The following is a 24173-nucleotide window of genomic DNA, read 5'->3' on the forward strand; positions in this document are numbered from 1 at the left end:
ATCAGGGCGTCTCGCGGGGCGCCTGACCTGGGGCGGCCGGGTCACGACGGCGGCAGCCTCAGGACCCGTCGGCGACGTCGTCGGCGAGGTCGTCCTGGACCCGCAGTCCCGCCACCCACAGCGGCATGATCCAGTGCACCACGAGCACGCCGACGAGGACGGGGGTCACCGCCGCCCGGACAGGCGCGTCCGTCAGCGTGCTGCAGGTCCCGGCACCGGCGGCCGCCGCCACGAGCAGCCACAGGGTGATGCGGTGGGACAGGGCGCGCACCCGGTCGCGCTCGACGAGCTGGCGCTCGTCGAGCATCCGGCCGCGCAGTTCGAGCAGTCCCCGTGTGGATCCGTTGAGCATGCCGGTGAGCACGACCCAGGGGAGCATCACCACGGCGATCGCGACGGCCGGGCCGTATCCGGGTCCGAAGACCGTCGCGATCCAGGCGCCCGCTCCGACGGCGGTGAGGGCGACGTGCACCGTCACCAGCAGTCGGCGCCGGGCCGGAGTGGCGTAGGCCGCGGCCGCCCGGCGGTCGTTCATCAGGGCGTACATCTGTCGGTCGTAGCGCGTCGCGGTCATTTCTGCTTCCTCCCGTAGACCTCGTCGGTGAGCGGCTGGAACGGATCCAGGGAGAACAGCGCCTCCACCGGCAGTCCGAAGAACCGGGCCACTTTCAGGGCCAGGTCGAGGCTGGGGTTGTACTGGCCGCGCTCGATGTAGCCGATGGTCTGGTAGTGGACTCCCACTGCCTCGGCCAGTGCCTGTCGCGACACCTTCCGCTCAGCCCTGACAACGGCCAGCCTGTTGTGTACCTGCTCGCTCATGTACAAGAAGTACTACATTTGGCGGTAGGAGCACAACATTCCGAGGGTGGAGTCGAACGCGCCGACGCCCCCGTCGCTCCGGGTGGGCGGCGGGGGCCATGGGGGGCGGATCAGATGAGGTCGGCCAGGAGTTCCGCGAAGACGCGCGGATGGCTGAAGTAACCGGTGTGCGAGGTGGCGAGCGTATGCACGTCGAAGGGGTTGTGGGGGGTCAGCGCGTCCGCCGCGCGGATCATGTGGTCCTGGACGGCGGGGGTGATGCCGCGATCCTCGGAGAGCCGGACATAGGTGTGCGGGACCCGCCCCCATGCGTCGGCCCTGACCACTGCCGCCGGCTCCAGCACCGAGTAGTTCTCGTCGGGGTCGAGGGAGTCCAGCAGCAGCCGGAACTGGTGGTCGGTGGAGTCGGCCATGACCGCGGCCTTCAGCTCGGCGAACAGCGCCGGATCGGCGTGGGCACTGCGCCAGTTCAGCCTGGCCACTCCGGGATCGCGTACGTCCGGCACGGTGATCCGCGCGGCGGCGGCGTCCAGCAGGTTGTCGTCGGCCACGTCCCACGGCTCGGTGAGCATGGCGGGATCGCTGAGGCAGAGCGCGGAGAGGTAGACGACCCGGTCGAGCAGGTCCGGCGCGGTGTTGGCGACGGCGCTGATCGTCAGGCCGCCGAGGCTGTTGCCGACCAGGACGACCGGGCCCCACGCGGAGAGCCGCCGCAGGATGTCCACCACATGGCGCACGTTGTGCCGCAGTGTGATGCCGCGCACCGGGGAAGGGGCGGCGGCCAGGGCGGTGACGTCCTGGGGTTGCCGGTAGTAGGCGGCGGGGACGTCGGCGCGGTCTCCGTGGCCGGGCAGGTCGACGGCGTACGAACGGTGTCCGAGCAGGGCCAGTTCGTTCTGCAGCGGGCCCCAGGCCCGGGCGTTGCTGGAGCCGCCGTGGACGAACACGAAAGTGGGGCGCGGGATTGCGCGCATGGTGAGGATCCTCGTCATCCTGAGGTGAAACGGTGGACGCTGGGCTGTGATGCCGTTCTGTCGTGTCCCCGGTGCCGACGACGGTCGGCACCGCGGTCAGAGCGTCGACCGGGTGCGCGCGGCCTGCCAGTTGTGGATGACGGTATGCATGATGGTCACGACCCTACCGGCGGTCTCGTTCCTTGTCCGCCGCTTTCCAGCGCCTCGTAGGCCGCTCGCGGCAGGGCCGGGTTCTTCTCCGTGCGGGTGTCCATCTCGGTGTCCTCTCCAGAGGGATCGTCCCGGCGACCCCGGGGGTCACTCCGATCCGCACGAGGCCCAGCGGAATCCCTGCCGTCGCGTCAAGGTCAAGGAGACGAGCACCGGTCCTCCTGCCGGCCGCTCCCCCGCGCTCAGCTGTCGAAGCGGTGGCGGGACGCCTCGATGTGGCCGACGTACCGATGGGTCCAGTCACACATTCCGTCGACGGTCGCCCGGAGGGCCTGGCCCGGCTCGGTGAGGGTGTACTCGACGCGCGGCGGCACGGTGGGGTGCACGGTCCGGTCGACCAGACCGTTGCGCTCCAGCATGCGCAGGTTCTGCGTGAGCCTCGCCTCCCAGGTCGAGCGGTGTTACCTCAACGTCGGTACCGCCCTGGCCGAGGTCGGTGCCTCGTTCGACGACGTGGTGAGACTGACCGTGTACCTCGTCGACTTCACCCCCGACAAGATGCCCCTTCCTGGACGGGGTCGCCCGGGCGGCCGAGAAGCTGGGGGTGACCCCGGTCGCCCCACTCACCGGGGTGGGCGTCGCCGCCCTGGCCGGACCCGACATCCTGGTCGAGGTCGAAGCCACGGCGGTCGTCGACTGAGTGAAGCGTTGCGATCCGGCTCCGCCCCTCGGCGCCCTCGGGTGCCGCCGGCCGTGGGGCCGACGGGTCGAGGCACGGCGCGCCTCGGCCCTGCGGGTGGGCCCCGGTGGAGGATCGGTGGGCGGCGGCCTCGGGACGGGCCGGCCGGTTCCGACCCCTCGTGTGAAGAGGCACTGCCATGCAACCGTTCGACGGTCCGCCGTTCCCGCTCCTCGCCCACCGGGCACCGGGGCACCTCCAGGATGGTGCCCACCGCGTGACCACGGCGGCGCTGTGAACGCGTCGCCACACGAGGGTGCGCCGGGCGGCGGCCGCTACGGCGAGGCCGTGTTCCGGCCCGAGCAGGCGGGCGAGGGCGAGCGCATCGACTTCGGCGCCCTCGCCTACGACGACATCACCATGGCTCGGCTGCGGGCGCTGGGCGTCGGACCGGGGTGGCGGTGCCTCGACGTGGGCGCCGGGACGGGGACGGTTTCGCGCCGGCTGCTCGACGAGACACGGGTGGAGAGTGTGCTCGCCGTGGACCGCGACGTACGTTTCCTCGGCGAGCGGCCCGTGGCGGGGCTCGACCTGCTGGAGGCCGACGCCACCGCCCCGGACTTCGCTCCCGGCCGGTTCCGGCTCGTCCACGCGCGCTTCGTGCTGATGCACCTGCCCGAGCACGAGCGCGTCATCGCCCGCCTCGCCGAACTCGTGGCGCCCGGCGGGGTGCTCGTGCTCAGCGACGCGGTCGACCTGACCGGCGACCGGGCGCCCACGACGCCGTACACCCTGGCGATGCGGGCGATGTGGCAGGGGCTGCGGGACACCATCGGCACCGACGTCTCCTGGGTGCCCTCGTACCCGCAACTGCTGCGTGGGGCGGGGCTCGTGCCCGTCGCCGCCGAGATCCATGTACCGCCACTCGTGCCCGGCAGCCCGCTCAGCCGCTTCTGGGCGGACACGTGGGAGCGGAGCAGGGCGGCGATGCGCGGGACCGGTCTGGTCGACGACGCGGGCGTCGACGCGGCGATCCGGTACCTGGACTCCGACGCGTGCGCCTCCCTGTCGGCCGGCATGCTCACCGCCTGGGGGTGGAGACCCGGGGAGGGCGCGTGACGCCTGCCCCGCCCTCGTACCTCTGATCCCTCTTTTCGGTGCCTGTGCCCCACCCTGCTCACCGTCACCTGTGGGTCAAGTCGCCCCCTTTCGCGGGGAACCGGCCGTGGCCAAAATCTGTCCATGTGAGCGGGACAGCCGGAGACGGCGTCGAGGGGGGCGGGGATGGGCGCATGGGTGGTTCCGGGGTACACCGAGACCCGGGAGTTGGGAGCGGGCGGCAGCGGCCGCGTGGTGCTCGCCACGCACGACGCGACGGGCCTGCCGGTCGCCGTGAAGTACCTGAGTGAGCGGTTCCGCTCGGACGAGGCGTTCGTACGCGGGTTCAGGGCCGAGGCGCGGCTGCTCGGCGCCCTGGACACTCCCCACGTCGTGACGTTCTACGAGTACGTCGAGGCTCCACGGGGTGCCGCCATCGTGATGGAGCTGGTCGACGGCGTCGCGTTGCGCGCGCTCCTCGCCCGGGAGGGCTCGACCGGCCCCGAGGCGGCCCTCGTGGTGCTCAAGGGCTCGCTCCTGGGCCTCGCCGCCGCTCACCGGGCGGGCGTCGTGCACCGCGACTACAAGCCCGAGAACGTGCTGGTCGCCGCCGACGGGTCGTCCACACTCGTCGACTTCGGCATCGCGGTCGGCCGGGGCGCCACACCGGGAGTCGCCGGCACGCCCGCCTACATGGCGCCCGAGCAGTGGAACGGCGCCCCTGCCTCACCGGCGGCCGACGTCTACGCGGCGACCGCGACCTTCTTCGAGTGTCTGACCGGGCGCAAGCCCTTCTCCGGCGACAACTTCGCGGAACTCGCCCTGCAGCACCTGGGCACGCCCGTTCCCGACGGGCAGGCGCCCGAGCCGCTGCGCCCTCTCATCCGGCGGGGGCTCGCCAAGTCCCCGGACGAGCGGCCGGAGAACGCGGCCGCGTTCGTGACCGAGCTGGAGTCGGTCGCCCTGAACGCGTACGGACCGGAGTGGGAGGAACGGGGCCGGGGCCGCCTGGCGGCGTTGGCCGCTCTCCTGCCGCTGTTCTTCCCGTCCTCGGGCGGTATCCCGGAGGGCACGACCGCCCTCGGCACCACCACCTTGCCCGCCCCGCCGTCCCGCTCCCGGTGGCGGCTCCCGCGCGGGCTGCCGGCGGGTGCGGCGGGGCTCGTCCTGGCGCTCCTCCTCGCCCTCGCCGCGCGCGCCGGGGGCGAGGAGCCGGACGGCGACAAGGCCGCCCAGGCCTTCGCGACGACGAGCACCGGGGCGAGCACGCCTCCGTCGGAACCCGCCACGTCAGCGACGCCCTCCCCCGATCCGACGGCGACGACAACGGGGCCGTCCTCGTCGCCGAGCCCCGGGGTGAGCGTCACTCCGGACGAGTCCCCGACGGGCGGGGCGACGACGCCGCCGACCGTGACCGCTCCTCCGACCACGCCTCGCGTTTCGGCGCCACCGACGACGTCCGCACCTCCCACCGGCACCCCTCCGACGACCTCGACGAGCACGCCACCGACCACGGCTCCCCCGACGCCGCCCGTCTCCGTGTCAGCGGTCTCGGTCACGAGCCTGCGCCAGACCGGGCCGACGGCCGCCTCGGCCGCCGTCGAGGTCACGACGGACGGAACGGGACCGGTGACGATTCATATCGAGTGGTTCACCGGGGACGAGCAGGGATCGCCGGGCGCCCCCGACGGCTCCGAGACCTACCGGCGCGAGGGAGCCACCCGGTACACCCTCGCGCTCGCCCACGACGTCCGGGGCGCCGGATGCTACTGGGGGCTGCGCGCGACCACGACCCCCGCCGCCGCGAACGGCGGCTCCTTGCAGCAGATCTTCATCCGGCGGTGCACGATCTCATGAACGACGACGACTACAGCGCCACCGAACTCGGCAGCCACTGGTTCGAACGTCCGACACCGGAGGACGCGCCGGAACAGACGGTGCGACGTGCGCCGGAAGAGACGCGCCGGGCCGCGCCCGTCGCCGCGCCTCCCGCCGCGCCCGACCGGGTCGAAGGTGAGGTCCTCCGGTTCGGACCGGGCGTGACCGCGGCCGCCGCACGGCGTGCCGAGAACACCCCTACGGCGGTCCAGATCTGGCACGGGACCCTGCCCGGCGTCCCCGCGCCGAGGCCGCCGGTCCCTTCACGGTGGCCGCGGCGCTACGCGCTCGCGTGCGTCGTGATGGCCGCCGTCCTGGTCTTCCTGGCCTGGCGGCACTACGGGCCCGGCGTCGCGGTACGGGACGTCACCGTCGGCACCTCGGGGCAGCGCCTCGGCTGCGACGGCACCGCGGACGTCGTGGCTGTCGTCCGCACGGACGGCCGGCCGGGCACCGTCACGTACCGCTGGGAACGCAGCGACGGGACCCGTTCCACGGTCCTGCACGAGAAACTGGCCCGTGGTCAGGAGGAGGCCACCCTCCATCTGCTGTGGACCTTCCACGGGCCCGGGACGCACCAGGCCGTGGCGCGCCTGGTGATCACGTCACCCACGGTCCACACGTCGGCGGCGGCGTTCACGTACCACTGCGGGTGAAGGACCTCGCGCTCCTGGTGTGTCCCTGTTGCGGCCGGAGGGAACTCCGGGTAGCGATGGACCGTGCGGTACGGGACCCGGTCCGGGGCCCGGCCGTCACCTCCGTCCGCTCCGACCCCGTCCAGCTGATCCGATCCCGCCCGGCCACCGCGATCCCGGCTGTCCGCTCCGATCCGGGGCTTCCGCACGGGCGGTGTCCCCGTTCACCGCACACTCACGGCGGGACGCGCCCCGGGCGCCCGGTCGATGGGGAAGGAAGACACCGATGGCCGAGCCCAGCCCTCCGTCCGGTCCGGCCGCCGGCGGAACGCAGCCCGAGGAGGCGGACCACCTTCGGGACATCCTGCTGACCCCCGGCTATCTCAAGGCGCTCGTCCTCTGCGCCCTCATCGGTGTCCCGGTCTCCCTCGCCGCGTTCTGGTTCCTGGTCGGCCTGCACGAACTCGAACATTTCCTGTGGACAGACCTCCCCCACCACATGGGCCGGGACGAGCCCGCGTGGTGGTGGCCGCTGCCCCTTCTCCTCGTCGCGGGCCTCGGCGTCGGACAGATCGCCGCCCGGCTGCCCGGCGCGGGCGGCCACATCCCCGCCCTGGGTCTGCACACGGGAGGCGCCTCGTCCACCGCGCTGCCCGGCGTGCTCCTCGCCGCGGTGGCGAGCCTGCCGTTCGGCGCCGTGCTCGGTCCGGAGGCACCGCTGATCGCCCTGGGCGGCGGCCTGGCCCTCCTCTTCCGTGACCTCGCTCGCGCGCCCTCGACCCCGCAGAGCACGGCGCTGCTGGGCGCGGCCGGAGCCGCCGCCGCGATCGCCGCGATCTTCGGCAACCCGCTGGTCGCCGCCGTCCTCCTCATGGAGATCGCGGGAGTGGGAGGCCCGCGGCTGTTCGCGGTGATGCTGCCCGCCCTGCTGTCCAGCGGAGTCGGATCCCTGGTGTTCACGGGATTCGGGCGCTGGACCGGTCTGGAGACGGGCAGTCTGAGCCTCGAACTGCCGACGCCGACGCCGCGTCTGGACGCCGGAGACGTGCTGTGGTCCCTCCTGATGGCCGGGGCCATCGCCGTCGTGATGCGTCTGGTGCTGGACGGGGGACGGCTCGTGGCGGCGTACGTCCGGAGCGGCGTGCGGTTCCGGACGGTCGTCTGCGCGCTGGGAGCCGCGGCCTGTGCCGCCCTCTACTCGCTGATCACCGGCCGCTCGCCCGTCGACGTCGCCTCGTCCGGCCAGGCCACGCTGAGCACGCTGGCCTCCGACGCGCACTCCTGGGGCGTCGGTGCGCTGCTGGCGGTCCTGCTCCTCAAGGGCGCCGCGTACACCCTGTGTCTGGGCAGCCTGCGCGGCGGTCCCGTCTTCCCCGCCCTCTTCCTGGGAGCCGCCACCGGTGTGCTGCTCGCTCCGCTGCCGGGACTCGGGCTGGTGCCGGCGATGGCCGCCGGTATGGCCGCGGCGGCGGCGGCCACCTTGCGGCTCCCCGTGAGCAGTGTCGTGCTCGTGGCCCTGCTGCTCGGCAGCGCCGACGTGACGCCCGTGGTGATCCTGGCGGCCGTGGTCGCGTTCGTCACCACCGAGCTGCTCCCCTCCGACCTGCGGCGGCTCGCCCCCTCACGCGCCCGTCGCTCCTCCGCCGACGCGACCGCCGGAGGTTCCTCGCGTCCCTGACGCGGGGTGAGGGATCACGCCGCTGTGCGCGGGGAACGGTCCGGCGGTCGCTGAGACCGGTGGTTCTGCCGATGCACGCGTGTCGTGCTGACCGGACAGTGTGCCGGGCCAGTTCACGGCGCGGCCGCCGACCGGATTCCTCGGAGGGCGGCCGCCCCACGACACGAGAGGACGACTCCGTCGTGAAACGACACCTTGCCGCGGCCTCCGCCGCGACCGCCACCGCAGCCTGCCTCGCCCTGCTCCTCGCCCCCGGTGTCCAAGCCGCCGCCTCCGCGGGCAACCCCTACGAGCGTGGTCCCGCGCCGACCCAGACCAGCGTGGAGGCCCTTCGCGGCCCCTACGCGGTCGCCGAGACCTCCGTCTCCTCCCTCGCCGTCACCGGATTCGGCGGCGGCACCATCTACTACCCCACCTCCACCGCCGACGGCACCTTCGGCGCGGTCGTCATCTCGCCCGGGTTCACCGCCACGCAGTCCTCGATCGCCTGGCTGGGACCGCGGCTCGCCTCGCAGGGCTTCGTGGTGTTCACCATCGACACCCTCACCACGCTCGACCAGCCCGACAGCCGTGGCCGGCAGCTCCTCGCGGCGCTCGACCACCTGACCCAGCGCAGCACCGTACGGGGCCGCGTCGACGCCTCCCGACTCGGTGTCATGGGGCACTCCATGGGCGGCGGCGGAACCCTCGAAGCCGCCAAGAGCCGGCCCTCCCTCAAGGCCGCCGTCCCCCTCACGGCCTGGAACACGGACAAGACCTGGCCCGAGATCACCACGCCCACGCTCGTCATCGGCGCCGACGGCGACACGATCGCCCCCGTCGCCACGCACTCCGAGCCGTTCTACGAAAATCTCCCCGGCTCGCTCGACAAGGCGTACCTGGAGCTCAACGGCGCCACTCACTTCACCCCGAACGCCTCGAACACGACGATCGCGAAGTACAGCATCTCGTGGCTGAAGCGCTTCATCGACGACGACACCCGCTACGAGCAGTTCCTCTGCCCGCTCCCGCGGCCCAGTCTGACGATCGAGGAGTACCGGGGCAGCTGCCCGCTCGGTTCCTGACGCCCTGTGCACGGTCACAGAGCGCGGTTCCCGGGTCTGGGCCACCGTCCAGACCCGGGAACCTTCCGCCGTCCCGTACGGGTCGGTAACGTGGCGGGCGTGAGCGGAGCGACGCATGCCGCGACCCCGAGCCGACGGCTGTACGACCGGGCGGCCGAACTCTCCGCGGTGGCCCGCCTGTCGGCCCGGGCCGACGCGGGGGCCGGTGGTGTCCTCTTCGTCACCGGGGACACGGGCGAGGGACGCACCTCGCTTCTGGCGCGGGCGGCCGAGGACTTCCTCCGTACGCCGTCCGGAGACGGGGCCGGAGACCTGCCCGGGGACGGACCCGGAGACCTGCGCGGGGCGGGGGGTACGGCCAGGGATGGGGCCGGGGATGGCACCGGGGCCGGGTCTCGGGTCGCGTTTCGCGTCGCCGCACCCTCGCACCGCGGCCCGTGGAGCGGCGCCCGCGCCCTGCTCGCGGCCCTCGCACCCACTCCGTCGGCCGCTCGACGGGCGCTGCGGTCCGCGCGGGGCGCGCACGGCCTCGGCGCCGCGGTGGCCGAGCTGCTCGCCGGTCGTCGGGCGCTGATCTGCCTGGACGACCTGCATCTGTGGGACGCGCATTCGCGAGCCGCGCTCACCTCGGCCTGGCAGGAACTCGGCGGTGAGCCCGGGCGTCCACCCGCCGACCGCTCCGGGTCCGGCGGGCCGGGACTCCGCAGGTCCGGCGGGCCGACGTCCGGCAGGTCCGGCGGATCGGCGCACCCAGGGCCCGGCGGTTCGGCGCGCCCCGGCTGGCTCGTCGCCGCCGCCCGTCACCACCGGCTTCCCGACGTGCCGGGGGCGGAGAGCGTGCGTCTGGGACGGCTGACCCGGGACGGCGCTCGGGCCTTCCTGGACGATCTGTGCGCGGCGCCTCCGTCACCACGCGTCGCGGGCCGGCTGTTCGACGAGACCGCCGGGCACCCCGGGCTCCTCGCGGCGGTGGCGCGGCACCTCACGGCCGCCGAGCTTGCCGGTGGTGTTCCCCTGCCGCAGCCGGTGGTCGACGGCACCGTCCTGGCCGAGGTGTACGGAGGGCTGTTGGACCGGCTGCCCGCGGACTCCCGCCGTCTGCTCGCCCTGGTGGCGCTGACGGACCGAGCCGGGGACAGGGGCGGGTGCGCGGCGTACGAGGTCGGCATCGAAGCCGTCCGCTCCGGCGCGCGGGCGACCCGTACCCCCGTCGAGGCCCTGGACGGTCTCCTCGCGGACGGGCTGCTGTGGCGCAGGGGTGATGTGCTGCGGTTCGAGGATCCGTTCCTCGCGCGGGCCGCTCGCGCCTCGGCTCCGGCCGCGTGGCTCCGTCGTGTCCAGGAGGCCGCCGGGACCGGTCCGTCGGCCACCGCCGTGGGCACGCGCGCGGCGCTCGCGCGGAGCGAGGACCACCGTGCCGACCGGCTCGGTCCCTCCCCCGCGAGGCGCGCCCTCGCGCCGGTGGTCCGGGGCCGCTCCCAACTCGTACGCGGTCTGGCCGCCCTGGCCGGTGGTCCGGTGATGGAGGCGTACGAGGCGCTGCTGCAGGCGGCCGAGCTGTTGCGGGAGCGGGCTCCCGTCGAGGCGTCCGACGCCCGGTTCCTCGCGATGGAGGCAGCCTGGGCCGGGGGCGATGTCGCCGCCTGCCTGGCCGCCCTCGACGGCGGCGCGGACGTCCGGGGTACGGAGCGGGACTTCGCCGACGGTCTGAGCGCCGCCCTGACCGTACGGCTCGACCGTGCCCGTCCGCCGCTGGCGCGGGTGGTCGCGCGGGACGGCGCCGAGGACGATCCGAGGCTGCTGCTGCGGGCGGGCTCGGCCGCGCTCGTCCTCGGTGACACGGCCGCGGCGGCCCGGGTCCACGCGCGTGCGCTCGCCCGGGCCCGTGCGGAGCGCCGTACGTCCCTGCTGCCCCGCGTCCTCGAACACCTCGCGTACGCCGAACTCCGGGCCGGCCGGTACAGCCGGGCCGCGCGCACCGCCCGGGAGGGGCTGCGGGCGGCGGAGGTGACCGGGCAGCGCAACGTCGCCGCGCACCAGCACGCCGTGCTCGCCCTGGTGGGCTCGGTGGTCGGCGACGAGCGGGCGGTGGTCGAGCACGCCGGGCGAGCTCTGGAGACGGCCCGCCCCCACGGTCTCGTACAGGCGGCGACGCTCGCCGAGTGGGCGCTGGCGCGGGGTGAGCTGGGTCGTGGCCTGGCCTCGCAGGCGGCGGCGCGGCTCGTTCCGCTCGTCAGGACCGGCCCCCGCGGCGGTCACTTCGCGCTGCGGATGCTGGTCGTGCCGTGCTTCGTCGAGGCGGCCGTGGCGGCCGACCGGAGGGTCGAGGCCCGCGAGGCGGCTGAGGAGTACGCCGTCTGGGCCGTCCAGGGCATCGACAGCGCGGCGCCGGCGCAGCTGGCCCGTTGCCGGGCGTTGCTCGCTCAGGGAGAGGAACCGGGGTACTGGTTCGGTGAGGCCGTCCGACGGCACGACGACTGCGCCAACGACTTCGAACGCGCCCGCACGCTCCTCGCGTACGGCACGTGGCTGAGGCGCCGCAGGCGCCCCGGTGACGCGCGCGGGCCGCTGCGCGACGCGCTCGTCACCTTCGAGCGGGCGGCCGCCGAGGGCTGGGCCGAGCATGCGCGGTCGGAGCTGCGCGCCACCGGTGGTACCAGTGGTGGCGCCGTACCCCGCGTGGCGTGGGGGCGGCTGACCCCGCAACAGCAGCGGATCGCGCGGCTCGTCGCACAGGGCGCCACCAACCGGGAGATCGCCGACCGACTGTGCCTGAGCCCCCGGACGGTCGACCACCACCTGAGGAGCGTCTTCGCACGGCTGGGCATCCGCTCCCGCGTCGAACTCCCCGGCGTGGTCGGGCAGTGGGACACCGAAGGCCGCTCGGTCACGGGTGGGCGGTGGGACACCGAAAGCTCGGCCGCCACGGGTGGGCAGGTGGACTCCGAGGGCCGGGTCGTCGCGGGCGGGCAGCGGGACACCGAGGGCCGGGCCGTCGCCCGCGGAGAGTCGGACGCCGACGGTCCGGCGCGGGCTACCGGAGGGTGGGATCCCCTCCGGTAGCCACGGGGCCGACGGGCTTTCCCCTGAGCAGCTCCGCGGCACTCCGGTTCACGGGTCACCGAACCCATCCGAGAAGAGACGGACAATTCGTCGGGCCGTCGTCGGCGCGTCGGCGCGCGCTCGCGGTCGACACCGCGAACCATCGCGATTCGACGGCACCAAGGCGGGAAGGCGCCTCCAGCAGGCCGTCGTCGACCGGAGAAGGAGTACGGATGCCGCGCCCCTCCGACTGGTTCGTCCACCCGCGCCGATGGCAATGGTGGCAGCGGTTCCGGCGGGATCCCTTCGCGGTGCAGACCGTGCGTTCCACCGCGGCGGCGACGCTGTCCTATGTCGTCGCCCTCCAGCTCAGCGCCGAGGCCGCACCGCTGACAGCCCCTCTGACCGCCCTGCTCGTCGTGCAGGTGACGCTGTACTCGACGCTCAAGACGAGCCTGCGGCGGGTGACCTCCGTCGTCGTCGGCGTCCTCATCGCCATCGCGTTCAGCGCGCTCGTCGGGCTGACGTGGTGGAGTCTCGCCCTGGTCATCCTGGCGTCGCTGGTCGTGGGCCGGTTCGTCCGGGTCGAGGAGTTCATCCCCGAGGTGGCCATCAGCGCCATGCTCGTCCTCGGGGTCACCCAGGTCGCGAACACCGCGTGGGACCGCGTGCTCGAAACCCTGATCGGCGCGGTCGTCGGTCTGGTGTTCAACGTGGTGCTGGTGCCTCCGGTCTGGGTGGACACGGCGGGCGACTCGATCGTGGACCTGGCCCGGCGGATGCGCCGGCTGCTCGTCGACATCGGTGACGAGCTCGCCGATCAGGACGGCCACCCCGAGCCCGCGCCCATGTCCGGGACCGGCGCCGCGCCCCCGCCAGTGGAGCGGGCCGCGGCGCGTCTCCACGAGGCCAGGCTCCTCGACAACGACGTCGCCGACGTCGACGCCGCCCTGCGCCAGGCGGAGGACAGCCTCCGTATGAACCCGCGTGTCAAGGAGGGGCTGCTGCACCGCATCGTGCTGCGCACCGGGCTCGACACCCTGGAGATCTGCGCGGTCGTGCTGCGCGTCCTCACCCGTACGCTGACGGACCTCGCCAGGGACCGGGACGGCGCCGCGCTCTTCCGCGAGGAGACGGCCGGGGCCCTCCAGGAGACCGTTCGGCACCTCGCGGACGTGCTGGTGAGCTTCGCCGTCCTCGTCACCTCGCACACGAGCACCGGCTCGGAGAGGGCGGAGGGCCACCTCGCCGACGAGCTGCGCGCGGCCCGTTCGGCCCGTGACCGCGCCGCGGGGCTGCTGCGGAGCGACGCGGAGGCCCATCCCGACCACTGGCAGCTGTACGGGGCCCTGCTCGCAGAGATCGACCGGGTCCTCGACGAACTCGACCCGGACCATCGGGGGCGCCGTCTCATGGAGGAGCTGGACCGCCACACGCGGGCCCGGGAGGAACGCCGCCGCCGCGTCACCGCCCTCGCGACGCGGGCGCGGCGCGAGTCGTGAGAGCGGGCGGCCCCGCCCCCCGGCAGGCTGGGGCCGGGGCGTCCCCGGGCCGCGGAGGGGGAGTGTCGGTGGCTCCCCGTACCGTGTGAGGGGCTGCTCGGAAGAGTGCGGGCGGCGACGCACCACGGGGGTACACAGGATGAGTTCGACCGCGACTGTCTGGCGAGCCGCAGGGGACTACGAGCTGAGGCTCGATCCCTGGGCCGGGCCGAAACCGGTGCTGCGCTGCCGCACGGCGGCGGGGCGCGAGTTGAAGAAGGTGCCGTCGGCGCTGACCTCCGAGCCGCTGGTGCGGGAGCTGACCGCGCTGGCGGAGTGGATCGGCGACCACGCCGGCGAGACGCTGACGAGCGTCGAGCGGTGGATGACGCGATCCCTGCCCGTTCCCGCCGAGTTGATCCGGCAGGTGTGGCCCGACCCGTACTGGCGGCGCGCTCTGCGGTACGCGGTGATCGCGCCGTACGACGGGCCGGATGACGAGTCGGGTCGTGGGGCGGCCGTCAGCCCTGAGGACGGGGCCGACGGCGGGTCGGGTGGGCCGGACGTGCGGCGGGCCGGGGTTCTCACGGGCGTCGCGCCGGGCCCGGACGGTGGACTCGTGGTGAGGGGCCTCGACGGGGAGGAACGCGAGCTGGACGACGCCGTCGTCATGATCCCGCACCCGGTGCTCCTCGATCCGCGCGGCACCGGCAGGATCGAACGGTGGCGGAAGGTCCTGGACCCCCTGGGCGGCGAGCAGGGGATCGAGCAGCTGCACCGTGCCGTGTACGTACGGCCGGAGTGCTCTCCGGCACCCGGAGCGCGGAACGCTCGGCAGGGAATCACCGCCTTCCAGGGCGCCGAGTACAGGTCCGGCGCCCATTTCGAGAACGTGGTGAGACGCTTCGGCGGGCGGATCGGCGGGGAGCGCGCCGGTTTCGGCTTCGTGCACCAGGGACGCACGTACGGCATGGTGGCCGACCTGCGCTATCAGGGACCCGCGGCGCGGGTGCACCTGCACGACTTCTGGTTCACGGACGCTCGAGGACGGGACGGGGCGGGGGCGTACCACGCCGTGCCCCGGCCCGTCTGGTCCGAGGGGATCAGGGCGATGGCGACCCTCTACGAGGAGCGGGAGGTCGCCGCGGGAGGCCCGGACGGAACCCGGCCGTCCGATGCCGCCTCCGGGTACCAGGCCTTTCTCGTCGCGTGCGCGGAGTACGCCGCCGCCGGCGCTCCGCGGGCCGAGCGTCCGGAGGCACGGCAGCCCGCCGAGGAGTGGCAGCTCCTCGGCGCGGGCGCGGTCCTCGCGGGTGAGCCCGCCGGTCGGAACGAGGAGGTCCTGACCGCGCGTCGGTACCACTCCCCCGTCCTCGACGACGGCGGGTGCTTCGTACGGCTGGTCGTGGCACGGTCGGTCGGGGCGCGGGACGCGGTGGCACGGGCGTTGGGCCTGGAGCCGGACCCGGGTGAGGCCGCGCCGGTCGGCCGGACACGGGTGAGGCCGCTGGACCTCCTCTCCCGGATCTGCCGGCCGCACCCGGAACTTGCCCCGCAGGCGATGGCCCTGCTCGCTCCGCTCCGCACCTGCGCGAAGACCGCGGACACGAAGCCGGGCCGGGCGGCGACCCAACTCCAGTCGAGCCTGAAGAAGCTGACCGCGCCCCACCCCGAACTCCTGCCGTACGCCCTGGACGAGGGGGCCCGGATCGTGGCGGCCGCGGGCAGTGTCGCCATGGCCAGGCCGCTCTACACCGAGGCGCGGGCCGCCGAGCGGAGACTGGGCGGCATCGACGAGGATGACCTGCGGGAACTCGTAGGGGAGTTCCGTGTGCTCGGCGTCGTCGACGAGAAGCTGCTCCGGCAGTACCGGGCGGACCTCGCCGGCCGTTCGTCGGCGGCCGAGGCGTACGAGAGCTATCGCCGGCTCGTCCTCGACTGGCTCCGCAGAGAGAGCGGAACTCCCACGTCGTTCGTCCGCGACGGGGTCACGCACTACCGGGGGCGGGACGTACCCGCGTCGTTCGCCGGGGACCTGGCCGAGGGAGCCGGCGGCCCGCTGCCCGCCGACGACACCCACACGGAGCTCTTCCATCTGCTCCTGCGCAACGGCGGGCTGGAGCGGGCGACGGCGGCCCTGTGGGAAGCCTGGTCCGCGCCTCTGGAGCGGGACCTGGCGGAGCACCCCGACACGGCCGGGTACCTGCGCACCCATCTGCCGGAGCCCCGGGGCTCCTCCGCAGCGGCGAAGACCGAGGCCGCGGAGGCGTGGCTGGCGCTGATGGCGCGGGTCGGTCTGCTGGAGCGGTTCGCCGGGGGAACGCGGCCGAGTTCCGGGGAGCCGGTCGCCGCGGGGGCGGACCCCGGCGCGCCGGGGTTCGGTGGGTCGGGCTTCGACGGGTCCGGCTCCGCCGGGTCGGGGTCCGGCGGGTCGGAGTCCGGCGGGTCGGGGTCCGGCGGGTCGGGCTCGGCCGCGTCGGGGTCCGGCGGGTCGGCGCAGGACGCGGATGCCTGGCTGACGCTGTTCTTCCGGCGGTACGCGGGGCTGCGGCTGCCCGTGGCCGGTCTGGAGCCCGTGGTGGCGTCGGTCGCGGCGCGGATGCGTGAGGCGGGCGAGGTCCGTGAGCCCTTGCTCGGGCTGGAGAGCGCATCGTTGGGGGGTGACTTCTGGGGCGTCGGTATCGATCTCGGACTGTTCGCCCTGCTGAAGCGGCTGGGAATGCCGCTCGGCGAACCGACCGCCCAGCGGGGCGCCCATGTTCTGCAGTGGATTCAGAAGCGGGGGACCGACGGGGTCGAGTCCGTGCTGGCCGATCCCGCGTTCGAGGAGTCGATCCGCACGGAACTGACCGGCGCCGTGCGCGGGAGCCTGGGGTACGCCGTGACACCGCACCGCCTGACTCCGCATCCGAAGGTGACGAAACGGGTGGCCGCGCTGGAACCTCTGCGCGAGCTGATGACCGGAATCCTCGACGAGCGCGTGCGGCGGGTGCGCGAGGGCGGTGCGGACGGGTTGTTCGCTCTCCAGGATCTGCTGCTCCACGTGGAGCCGTTCCTCGTCGCCGGGGCGGCGCGGCCTTTCGACCGTTCCGTGCGGGAGGCGCTGGCCGTCGATCCGGCCGCGCTCCTCGCGGACTGTCTGCGCGCCCGGTGCCTCGCCCATGGGCACGAGGGCGACCCGGTGGCCGCCTGCGGGCTGCGGGAGGTGACGGTCGACCATGCGCGGGAGCTGCTGGACTCGACGGACACGGCCACGCGGCACCGTCATGCCGAGGTGTTCACCGTGGACCCGGCCCGACGCAGGAGCAGGTACACCGAGTTCCGTCCGGGGAGCGGGTTCGCCGAGGAGTTGCAGCCCGGGATCGAGGCGGCGCTGCCCGAGATCGTGGACGACGCCTGCCGGGTGCGGGCCCTGGGGGTCGTGCAGGGCGTGCTGTGGTGCGAGACGTGGCAGGAGACGCTCCGGCGGTTCGTGCGCTGACGCCCGGCGGCGGCTCGTGCGGCGCTTGGTGCGCCGGTGCCGATGCCGTGCCGATGCCGTGCCGGTGCCGGTGCGGGGGTGCGGGGCGGGGGCTGGTGGTTCTCCTCACGGTTGCGGCCGTGCGGAGAAGCGGGAGTGCGGACCCGAGGGTTCGGGCGCCATTGGGCCGACAAATGACGCTCGCCCCGGCCTGGTTGACGCGCGTCGACCGGGCCGTCAATCTCGGGGGGACTCTCGTCCAGAGGTCATTCCGGATTCGTGAGGCCATGGAGGTTCGATGTCCCGACGCACCCCCCGTTCACTGCCCTTGCGCCTTCTCCTATCGATTGTCATGACCGCGACAGCCACCTTGACCGGGGTGGTGGCCACCGCCGGCACCGCCCAGGCCGACGGCTGCTACACCTGGTCGCGCACCCTCTCCCAGGGCGCCTCCGGCGCCGATGTCACGGCACTGCAGATCCGGGTGGCCGGCTATCCCGGCTCCGGCGGGGTGCTCGCGATCGACGGCGCCTACGGGCCCGGGACGGCGGCCGCCGTCCAACGGTTCCAGGCCGCCTACGGGCTGGCCGCGGACGGAGTCGCGGGCCCGGCGACGTTCAGCAAGATCTACGCGCTCCAGGACGACGACTGCACCCCCGTCCACTTCTCCTACGCCGAGCTGAACAACTGCAACACGACGTGGGCGGGCGGCGCGGTGAGCGCGGCCACGGCGAAGTCCAACGCCCTGCGGACCATGTGGAAGCTGGAGGCCCTGCGGCACGCCCTCGGGGACCAGAGCATCCGCGTCACCAGCGGCTTCCGCAGCCACGCCTGCAACGACGCCGTCGGTGGCGCCTCGTCGAGCCGTCATCTGTACGGCGACGCGGCCGACCTCGGCTCCGGGCCCCACTCGCTGTGCAGGCTCGCCCAGCAGGCCCGCAACCACGGCTTCAACGGGATCCTCGGCCCGGGTTACCCCGGGCACGGTGACCACACCCACCTCGACCATCGGGACAGCCGCTTCTGGTCCGCTTCCAGCTGCGGCATCTGACACCGGGGCGGCCCGCCCCTTCCTCATGGGGCGGGCCGCTCTCCCCGGCTGAGGGAACGGGCGTGACGTTCCGTCCGAGGCCTTGCACACGGCTCGCGGACGCGTAGCCCGGAATCTGTCCACAGCCCGCAGGCGCCTTCCGGAGCCCTGTCCACCACCCGTACTCCCGATTCAGAGACCTTGTCCACAGCCCGTACAGGCGTTGTCAGTGGCCCTGGATAGTCTCCCCGCATATCGCAGCTCATCGCAGCTCAGGGACAGGGTCCCTTGGTTCGAGCTGCGCTGGTTCCGACAGGACAGGCGGAGGGGCACGGCTGATGACGTGGCTGGCAGCGAGTGAGGGATACGAGATCTCCCTCGACGACGGGCGGGTGGTCGCACGGCGCACCGGGGGGCGGCAGTTGAAGACGCTGCCGAAGGCGTTGCGCGAGCATCCCGAGGCCGACCGGCTCCGGCGGCTCGCGGAGTGGCTGGACCGGCACGCGGCCTCGTGCGTGGCTCAGGTGGACACCTGGATGGTGTCCTCGCTCCCCGTGCCCACCGCGCTGATCGCGCGGGTGTGGCCGGACGAGGCGTGGCGGTCCGCGCTGCGCGACATGGCGGTGGTGGGCGACGACCCGGAGGAGGTCGGCTTCCTGCGGGACGCCACCGCCGAAGGTGAGCTGAAGGTGGTCGACCTCGACGGCGAGACCGTACGGCTGTCCCCGCGCACCGTGACGCTCCCGCACCCCGTGCTCCTTCCGGATCTGGACGACGTGCGCGACTTCGCGGCCGAACTCGGCATCACGCAGCGGGTGGAGCAGATCCACCGCGCCACCTGGGTCAAGCCGGCCGCCGTCCATCCGGAGACGGCGGCGGACGTGCGGGACTACGCGGGCGGGAAGTTCGCCTCGCGCTTCGGCCTCGCGGCGCGGGCGACCGGGCTCGGCTACCGGGTGTCCGGCGGCTACGCCACGTGCAAGGTCCGCGACGGGGGCCGCGGCACGGAGGCCTCCGTGTGGATCGGCGAACCGTACTGGGAGGGCGAGTCGGAGACCGGCGCGCTCTCCTGGCACGACGAGGACGGCCGCGCCGTCCGGCTGAACGAGGTCGGGCCGGTGGCCTGGTCGGAGGGAATGCGCATGGCCGCGGCGCTGTACGCCGGCCGCACGATCGAAGAGGGTGGGGACGCGTGACCAGCACGACCGCTTCCGGCAACACGGAGCTGCTCAAGGCCGGGGCGGTCCTCCCGGCCGACGCCGAGGGAGCGGGCGCCTCCGCGGTCGAACTGACCGCGCGGGCCTACCGCCACCAGGTGCTCGGGGAGGACCGGGTCGTCGTCCGGCTCGCAGCGGCCGAACTCGGCCCGGCCGAGGACCTCGCCGCGGGCTTCCTCGGGCTCGAACTCCACGGGGAGCCGGCCGTGGTCGGTCTCGGGCAGCGGCAGGAGCTGGGCTTCCCGGAGTGGGTGCTCGTGCACCACCCGGAGGACGGACACCACGCACTGGCGGTCGTGCCGGAGCTGGACCGGCTGGCCCGGCAGGCGAAGACCAAGCCCAAGGCCGCCCTGGACGCCTGCCAGGAGCTGGCCGGGCGGCTCGCCTCGGCCGTCCCGCACTTCCTGCCCGTCTTCTACGAGCAGGCCGCCCGGGTCTTCCTCGGGGTCGAGAACACCACGTACGCGGGCCAGCTGTTCGGCCGCGCCCGTACGAGCGAGGCCCAGCACGGGCTCGCGGTCGACGAGGACCGGCTCGACGCCGTCTTCCTCGAGTTCGCGCTGGCCGGCGCCCTGCCGGTCAAGGTCCTGACCGGCTACGGCAAGGAACTCGCCGCGCGGCTCGCCCCCGTCGAGGCGTACGAGCGATTCCGGCGACTGTGCGTGCGCCGGACCGCAGGTGGCCTCGCCCCGTCCGCCCAGGCCGCGGTGGAGCTCCGGCGCCTGGCCCGTGCGGCGAAGCTGTCCGGCGACGAGGCGGAGCAGGAGTACCTCGCCGAACTCCTGCCGCTGCCGGCCACGCTGCGGGCGGCGAGCGGCTGGTGGAAGTCGCACCGGGCCGCGCTCGTCGCGCTGGCCCGCCGGACCCCGGCCGTACGGGGCACGCTCCTGTCGATGACCCCGCCCGGGGACGACGGTGAGCTGAGCGAGCTGTGGCTCGCGATCCTGGCGGATTCCGGGGCGGACGCCGGACTGACCGACGCGGAGGCGCCGTCGGAGGAGCGGTGCGAGGACGGCGTGGCGGGGTGGCTGGAGCGCTTCCACGCCGCCCGGCACCGTGGCTGGGGCACCCGCCCCACGCCGCCGGCCCTGCTGGACCTGGTGAACCGCGCGGCCGGGAGGCTGCGCGCCGAACTGGCGGCCCGGCCCGAGGGCGAGGACGCGCTGCGCGTCGGCGTCGAGGACGTCAACCTGCTGGACCTGCTGCTCTCGCTGGAGATCCCGGTCGCCGATCCGGTGCCGGCCGGCCGCAACCGGCGCCACGACGCCCTGAACCTGTCGGACTGGGCACGCGGGGAGCAGCCGCGGGACCTGGCGGCTCTCGCCGCCGACCCGCGCTTCCGCCCCGCCTTCCGGAACGGTGCGAACGCCTACGGCAGCGCGTCGGCCGGAGCGGACGTGATGCGGAGGCTCGCGGGTTCGTCCGGCGGTCGTCCGATGCTCGCCGAGTGGATGCGGGAGGTGGCCCGCGATTCGGTGGCGGCCGGACTGCCCGGACTCCCCAGCGCGCTCGCGCGACTGTCGTGGCTGCCCGGTGAGGCCCTCGCGCTCGCCCCGGAGGAGGTCGCGGCCGCGGCCGGTGCCGACCTCGGCGAGACCCTGGCGCGCACCCTGCGCGGTGGCCTGTGGGAGGAGCTGCGCTGGCCTGCGTGGGAGGAGGCCCTGGCGGAGCTGGCTCCGGGGCGCGACGACGTCGACGGTCTGACCGTCGTCGAGGCCTGGCCGTACCTGATCGTGGCCGGCGCCGTCCAGGTGCGGGTCATCGACGCCGACTCCACCGTGCTCACGCACGATCTGCGGGTGCCCTCGGGGCACTCCTACCGGTACGGCTTCCACTACGTGGATGGCGCCCTGCTGGTGTTCTGGAGCACCTACGGAAGCGGTAGCCGGACGCAGGGGTACTGGCACACCGCGCCCGACAAGGTGCTCACTCTGGAGGGCGGCGCCGACTACTGGTCGATGCGTACGGAGAACCTCAGCCTGCCGCTGCCCGGCGGTGGCCGCACCACCGGCGGAGGCGTCCTGCACGCCGGCGACACGAAGCTGCCGCTGGAACGCCCGCTGCTCTCCGACGGCACCTCGTACTGGGTGTGGGAGTCGGGTGAGCGGCACGGCGAGGGCGGCTGGGCCGAGTACGACCCGGCGGAGGGAGCCTACGGGCGCCGTTCCCAGCCCGGTTTCCTCGCGGACGCGCTGCGCCCGCACGCCACCGGGGCCGAACTGGTCGCCCGCTCGTCCTGGCTGCGGCCCGCACCGGGCGTGGACGGTGCGGTCGCCGGCGTCTCCGAGGACGGCCTGCTCGGCTGGCGGGTCGTACGGCTGCCCGGCAACGGCTGGCACGCCGAGGACACCCTCGGGCGGTCCGTCACCGTGCCCGAGGGCTCGGCCATGCCGGTCGCGGCGGTGACGTTCCCCGGCGACGACCGGCCCAGGGCGCTCAGCCACCAGTGGCGGGAGCTGTCGCTCATCGACCCCGACGGCGTGGTCACGACGACGGCGTCCGGCGACCGGAACGAGAGGTACGGCACCGCCGCCACGACCCTGCCGCCGCTGTCCCACCTGCACACGCTGCGGGCGCGGGATCCCGAGGGGTCGGACGTACTGCGTGCCGCCGACGGGGAGACGATGGGAACGCTCCTCAAGGCGGCCGCCCTGGCGGAGCGCGCTGCGGACTTGCCGGAGCTGGTCCGCACCGCACTGCCGGGGATCTCGGCGCCCGAGCTGATCGCGGGAGTGGTGAGGGTGCTGAGCTTCGCCGTGGGGCAGCAGAAGTCCCTGGACGCCGTGGCCGCACGGCTCGACCCGGCGAACGAGCCCGCAGAGGCCCACTCGGAGGGACCGGCCGACCGCCTGATCAGCACGGCGCTGAGCGGGATCGCGAGTGCCGGGTACTACCGGTCGGGTGCGACCGAGGACGTGGCCCACCGTTTCCTGGGCGGGCTCGCGTCGGTACGGGCGGACACCTCGGCCACGGCGCTGCCGGGCCGGGTGCACTTCGACCTGCCGTCGCTGCCGTACTCGGGACTGCCCTTCACCCCGCTCCTGGACGAGCCGGCCGCCATCGCCTTCCGGGCCGTCGCGCCCGGCAGCACCGACGAGCACCGGGCCGCGCTGCTCGGGCTGCTCGGCCGGGTGGACGCGCTGGGACTGGCCTCGGCAGCCGGCTCGGCCGGTCACTGGCGCCGGGTCCTCGTCCATCTCACCTCGCCCCACCTGCACACCCCGGACGGTCAGGAGCGCGGCTCCTGGCACCGCAGTGTCCTGCCACTGGGTGGTGGAGCGGCACTCGGGATCACCGAGCACAGCGACGCCGTCGACGACGGACGGGAGTTCGGGGCGCTGCTGTACGACCCGAGCGGCCGTTTCGAGGTGCCCGGCCCGTACACCGTGCGCGGTGACGCGCCGGTGGGTGACCGGACGCGCGGCGCGGAGTGGCTGACCGCCTTCCTGCGGGAGGCGACGTCCCGTACGGCGGCCCCCTTCTTCCCTGAGGCGGCCGAGGAGTTCAGCCGTCTCACCGGGGTGTCGGGGGCGCTCGCCCGGCTCGTCGTCGTGGGTATCCCCGACGTGGACAGCTGGGAGAACAACTTCCTGCCGGCGGAGCTGCGCAAGACCCTCGGCCTGAAGGTGGCCGAGGCCCGTCAGGCCCGCGACGAACTGCGGTCCCTCGACGTCGAGGTGCGGCGGGCCGTGGTGGCGGCGCTCCTGCCCGCCGATCCCGCGCGGTTGTGGAGCGAGGGGCCGGACGTGGCAGCGGCGGCCGCCGTGTGGATCGCGCGGGTGGGACGGCGGGCGCAGGTGCCCGACTGGCTGGCGGCGGAGGCCGCGCGCGCGGCGCGTAGCGGGTGGCCCGTGCATCAGGCTCTCCCTGGGCTGCTCGACCCGTCGTCTTCGCCGGAGCTGAGCGTCGACGTGGCGTGGCGCATCGAGGGAGACCGGCCGGCGACCGTGGCCCCGGCGGAGGCGCCGTTCACCACGTCGGTCCTCACGGGTTCGATGAGTCTGTCGGCCTGGCTCGCGCACCGGCTGCCAGCCGGTGACCCCGTACGGGCGACGCTGCCCCGTGCGCTCACGGCCGTGCGGCAGCGTCTGGCCTCGCCCGACCTGCTGCTGTCCGTGGGGCACTTCACGAGCCTCGCGGACTTCCGCAAGGTGGCGGGCGCGCCGACGGAGACGGCGCCGGACCACGAGCGGTACGGCGCCGTGCTCATGGCCACCCACGACGGCCAGCCCCAGCCCGCGGTGCGGCCCGCTCTGCTGGACTCCACGGGGTCCGACCCGTACCTGGTGGTCCTGCGCGGCCAGGAGCAGCACCCGACGGCGACCGAGACGGCTCTGCGGCGCGCGCACGATCCGGCGTTCGCGCGTCTCCTCGCCGATCCGGGCGCGCCCTCGGCGGGCGAGACGGACCCGGAGGGCACCTGGTGGCCGCAGGATCCGTCCCGGTCGGTGCCCGCCCTCGTGGCGGAGGTCTCCGAGGCTCACGAGCTGGGGGCGGACGCGGCGGCGCTGTACCTGATGCTGCTGGCCATGCCCGACCCGACCGACCGCAACACCGCGCGGTGGACGGGGTGGAAGCCGGCCAGGCTCAGGGCGGCCCGCGCCGGACTGGAGGCCACCGACCTGGTGGTGTCGGCGGTACGGGCCCGGGCGGGGCGCTCGTTGTTCCTGCCGGGCGCCTGGGCCGAGCAGGCGGCCCCTGTGCTGCCGGTCGAGCAGTGGAAGCTGCCGATGTACGGGCCGGTCGCGGGCGTTCGGCCGGTCCTGGGCTTGCTGGTGCCGGTCGAACCCGCCGCCGAGCTCTTCGCCCGGGCGTGGCAGCGGATCCTCGACGGTGACGTGCCGCGGTTCGAGGAGCTGCAGGTCAAGCGCACCAGGCGCCGCCGCTGACCGGCTGTCACGGTCGGCCGCCGACCTGAGTCCGGCGCGGCGCCCTCCGCCGTGGGCGCGCCGCGCCGGGCACCCCCGT

General features: G+C 74.2%; 14 protein-coding genes and 2 pseudogenes. 12 read left to right on the plus strand and 4 right to left on the minus strand.

What is annotated here, in order from left to right; genetic code table 11:
• Positions 1–58: 58 nt before the first annotated feature.
• The 4 genes and pseudogenes from ACRRSS_RS19720 to ACRRSS_RS19735 form a co-directional block, all read right to left on the minus strand.
• Positions 59–574: a hypothetical protein gene (locus ACRRSS_RS19720; protein ID WP_435972426.1), complete on the minus strand. Its 516-nt coding sequence runs from the start codon at positions 572–574 to the stop codon at positions 59–61.
• Positions 571–819: a helix-turn-helix transcriptional regulator gene (locus ACRRSS_RS19725; protein WP_435972427.1), complete on the minus strand. Its 249-nt coding sequence runs from the start codon at positions 817–819 to the stop codon at positions 571–573. Before ACRRSS_RS19725 ends, ACRRSS_RS19720 begins: the two co-directional genes overlap by 4 nt.
• A gap of 110 nt (positions 820–929) precedes the next feature.
• Entirely contained in the window at positions 930–1793 is an 864-nt protein-coding gene (locus tag ACRRSS_RS19730) for an alpha/beta hydrolase (protein WP_435972428.1), read from the minus strand.
• A gap of 392 nt (positions 1794–2185) precedes the next feature.
• Positions 2186–2380: pseudogene (locus ACRRSS_RS19735) on the minus strand (winged helix-turn-helix transcriptional regulator); the annotation flags it as partial.
• A gap of 1 nt (position 2381) precedes the next feature.
• On the opposite strand from ACRRSS_RS19735, the pseudogene ACRRSS_RS19740 reads away from it, so the two are divergent.
• The 12 genes and pseudogenes from ACRRSS_RS19740 to ACRRSS_RS19795 form a co-directional block, all read left to right on the plus strand.
• Positions 2382–2643: pseudogene (locus tag ACRRSS_RS19740) on the plus strand (RidA family protein); the annotation flags it as partial.
• A 273-nt stretch (positions 2644–2916) separates the two neighbouring features.
• Positions 2917–3741, plus strand: coding sequence for a class I SAM-dependent methyltransferase (locus ACRRSS_RS19745; RefSeq protein WP_435972429.1), 825 nt, complete (start codon positions 2917–2919; stop codon positions 3739–3741).
• 165 nt (positions 3742–3906) lie between these two features.
• Entirely contained in the window at positions 3907–5577 is a 1671-nt protein-coding gene (locus ACRRSS_RS19750; protein WP_435972430.1) for a serine/threonine-protein kinase, read from the plus strand.
• Complete coding sequence (locus ACRRSS_RS19755; protein ID WP_435972431.1) at positions 5574–6254, plus strand: hypothetical protein; 681 nt, start codon at positions 5574–5576, stop codon at positions 6252–6254. The genes ACRRSS_RS19750 and ACRRSS_RS19755 overlap by 4 nt, the downstream gene beginning before the upstream one ends.
• Positions 6255–6519: 265 nt before the next feature.
• The gene (locus ACRRSS_RS19760; RefSeq protein WP_435972432.1) at positions 6520–7911 is read left to right on the plus strand and encodes a chloride channel protein; all 1392 of its coding nucleotides are present in this window, start codon (positions 6520–6522) and stop codon (positions 7909–7911) included.
• Between the two features lie 182 nt (positions 7912–8093).
• The gene (gene bdeA, locus ACRRSS_RS19765; protein WP_435972433.1) at positions 8094–8975 is read left to right on the plus strand and encodes a bis(hydroxyethyl) terephthalate hydrolase; all 882 of its coding nucleotides are present in this window, start codon (positions 8094–8096) and stop codon (positions 8973–8975) included.
• A 99-nt stretch (positions 8976–9074) separates the two neighbouring features.
• A complete protein-coding gene (locus ACRRSS_RS19770) occupies positions 9075–12038 on the plus strand; it encodes a LuxR C-terminal-related transcriptional regulator (protein WP_435972434.1) in 2964 nt (987 codons plus the stop codon).
• A 212-nt stretch (positions 12039–12250) separates the two neighbouring features.
• Positions 12251–13519, plus strand: a complete 1269-nt coding sequence (locus ACRRSS_RS19775) for an FUSC family protein (protein ID WP_435972435.1) — start codon at positions 12251–12253, stop codon at positions 13517–13519.
• Positions 13520–13658: 139 nt separating this feature from the next.
• Positions 13659–16979, plus strand: coding sequence for a DUF4132 domain-containing protein (locus ACRRSS_RS19780; protein ID WP_435972436.1), 3321 nt, complete (start codon positions 13659–13661; stop codon positions 16977–16979).
• A gap of 277 nt (positions 16980–17256) precedes the next feature.
• Entirely contained in the window at positions 17257–18009 is a 753-nt protein-coding gene (locus tag ACRRSS_RS19785; protein ID WP_435972437.1) for a D-Ala-D-Ala carboxypeptidase family metallohydrolase, read from the plus strand.
• A 317-nt stretch (positions 18010–18326) separates the two neighbouring features.
• Positions 18327–19184: a DUF4132 domain-containing protein gene (locus ACRRSS_RS19790; protein ID WP_435972438.1), complete on the plus strand. Its 858-nt coding sequence runs from the start codon at positions 18327–18329 to the stop codon at positions 19182–19184.
• The gene (locus tag ACRRSS_RS19795) at positions 19181–24094 is read left to right on the plus strand and encodes a DNA-binding protein (protein WP_435972439.1); all 4914 of its coding nucleotides are present in this window, start codon (positions 19181–19183) and stop codon (positions 24092–24094) included. The genes ACRRSS_RS19790 and ACRRSS_RS19795 overlap by 4 nt, the downstream gene beginning before the upstream one ends.
• Positions 24095–24173: the final 79 nt, after the last annotated feature.

Source organism: Streptomyces sp. Qhu_M48 (assembly GCF_051305195.1).
GTDB lineage: Bacteria > Actinomycetota > Actinomycetes > Streptomycetales > Streptomycetaceae > Streptomyces.

Bases quoted from the DNA above. Each gene is read 5' to 3' on its own strand.
- ACRRSS_RS19750 (WP_435972430.1), top strand. From the start codon at position 3,907: ATGGGCGCATGGGTGGTTCCGGGGTACACCGAGACCCGGGAGTTGGGA.
- ACRRSS_RS19785 (WP_435972437.1), top strand. From the start codon at position 17,257: ATGTCCCGACGCACCCCCCGTTCACTGCCCTTGCGCCTTCTCCTATCG.
- ACRRSS_RS19755 (WP_435972431.1), top strand. From the start codon at position 5,574: ATGAACGACGACGACTACAGCGCCACCGAACTCGGCAGCCACTGGTTC.
- ACRRSS_RS19720 (WP_435972426.1), bottom strand. From the start codon at position 574: ATGACCGCGACGCGCTACGACCGACAGATGTACGCCCTGATGAACGAC.
- ACRRSS_RS19730 (WP_435972428.1), bottom strand. From the start codon at position 1,793: ATGCGCGCAATCCCGCGCCCCACTTTCGTGTTCGTCCACGGCGGCTCC.
- ACRRSS_RS19760 (WP_435972432.1), top strand. From the start codon at position 6,520: ATGGCCGAGCCCAGCCCTCCGTCCGGTCCGGCCGCCGGCGGAACGCAG.
- ACRRSS_RS19725 (WP_435972427.1), bottom strand. From the start codon at position 819: ATGAGCGAGCAGGTACACAACAGGCTGGCCGTTGTCAGGGCTGAGCGG.
- ACRRSS_RS19780 (WP_435972436.1), top strand. From the start codon at position 13,659: ATGAGTTCGACCGCGACTGTCTGGCGAGCCGCAGGGGACTACGAGCTG.
- ACRRSS_RS19790 (WP_435972438.1), top strand. From the start codon at position 18,327: ATGACGTGGCTGGCAGCGAGTGAGGGATACGAGATCTCCCTCGACGAC.
- ACRRSS_RS19775 (WP_435972435.1), top strand. From the start codon at position 12,251: ATGCCGCGCCCCTCCGACTGGTTCGTCCACCCGCGCCGATGGCAATGG.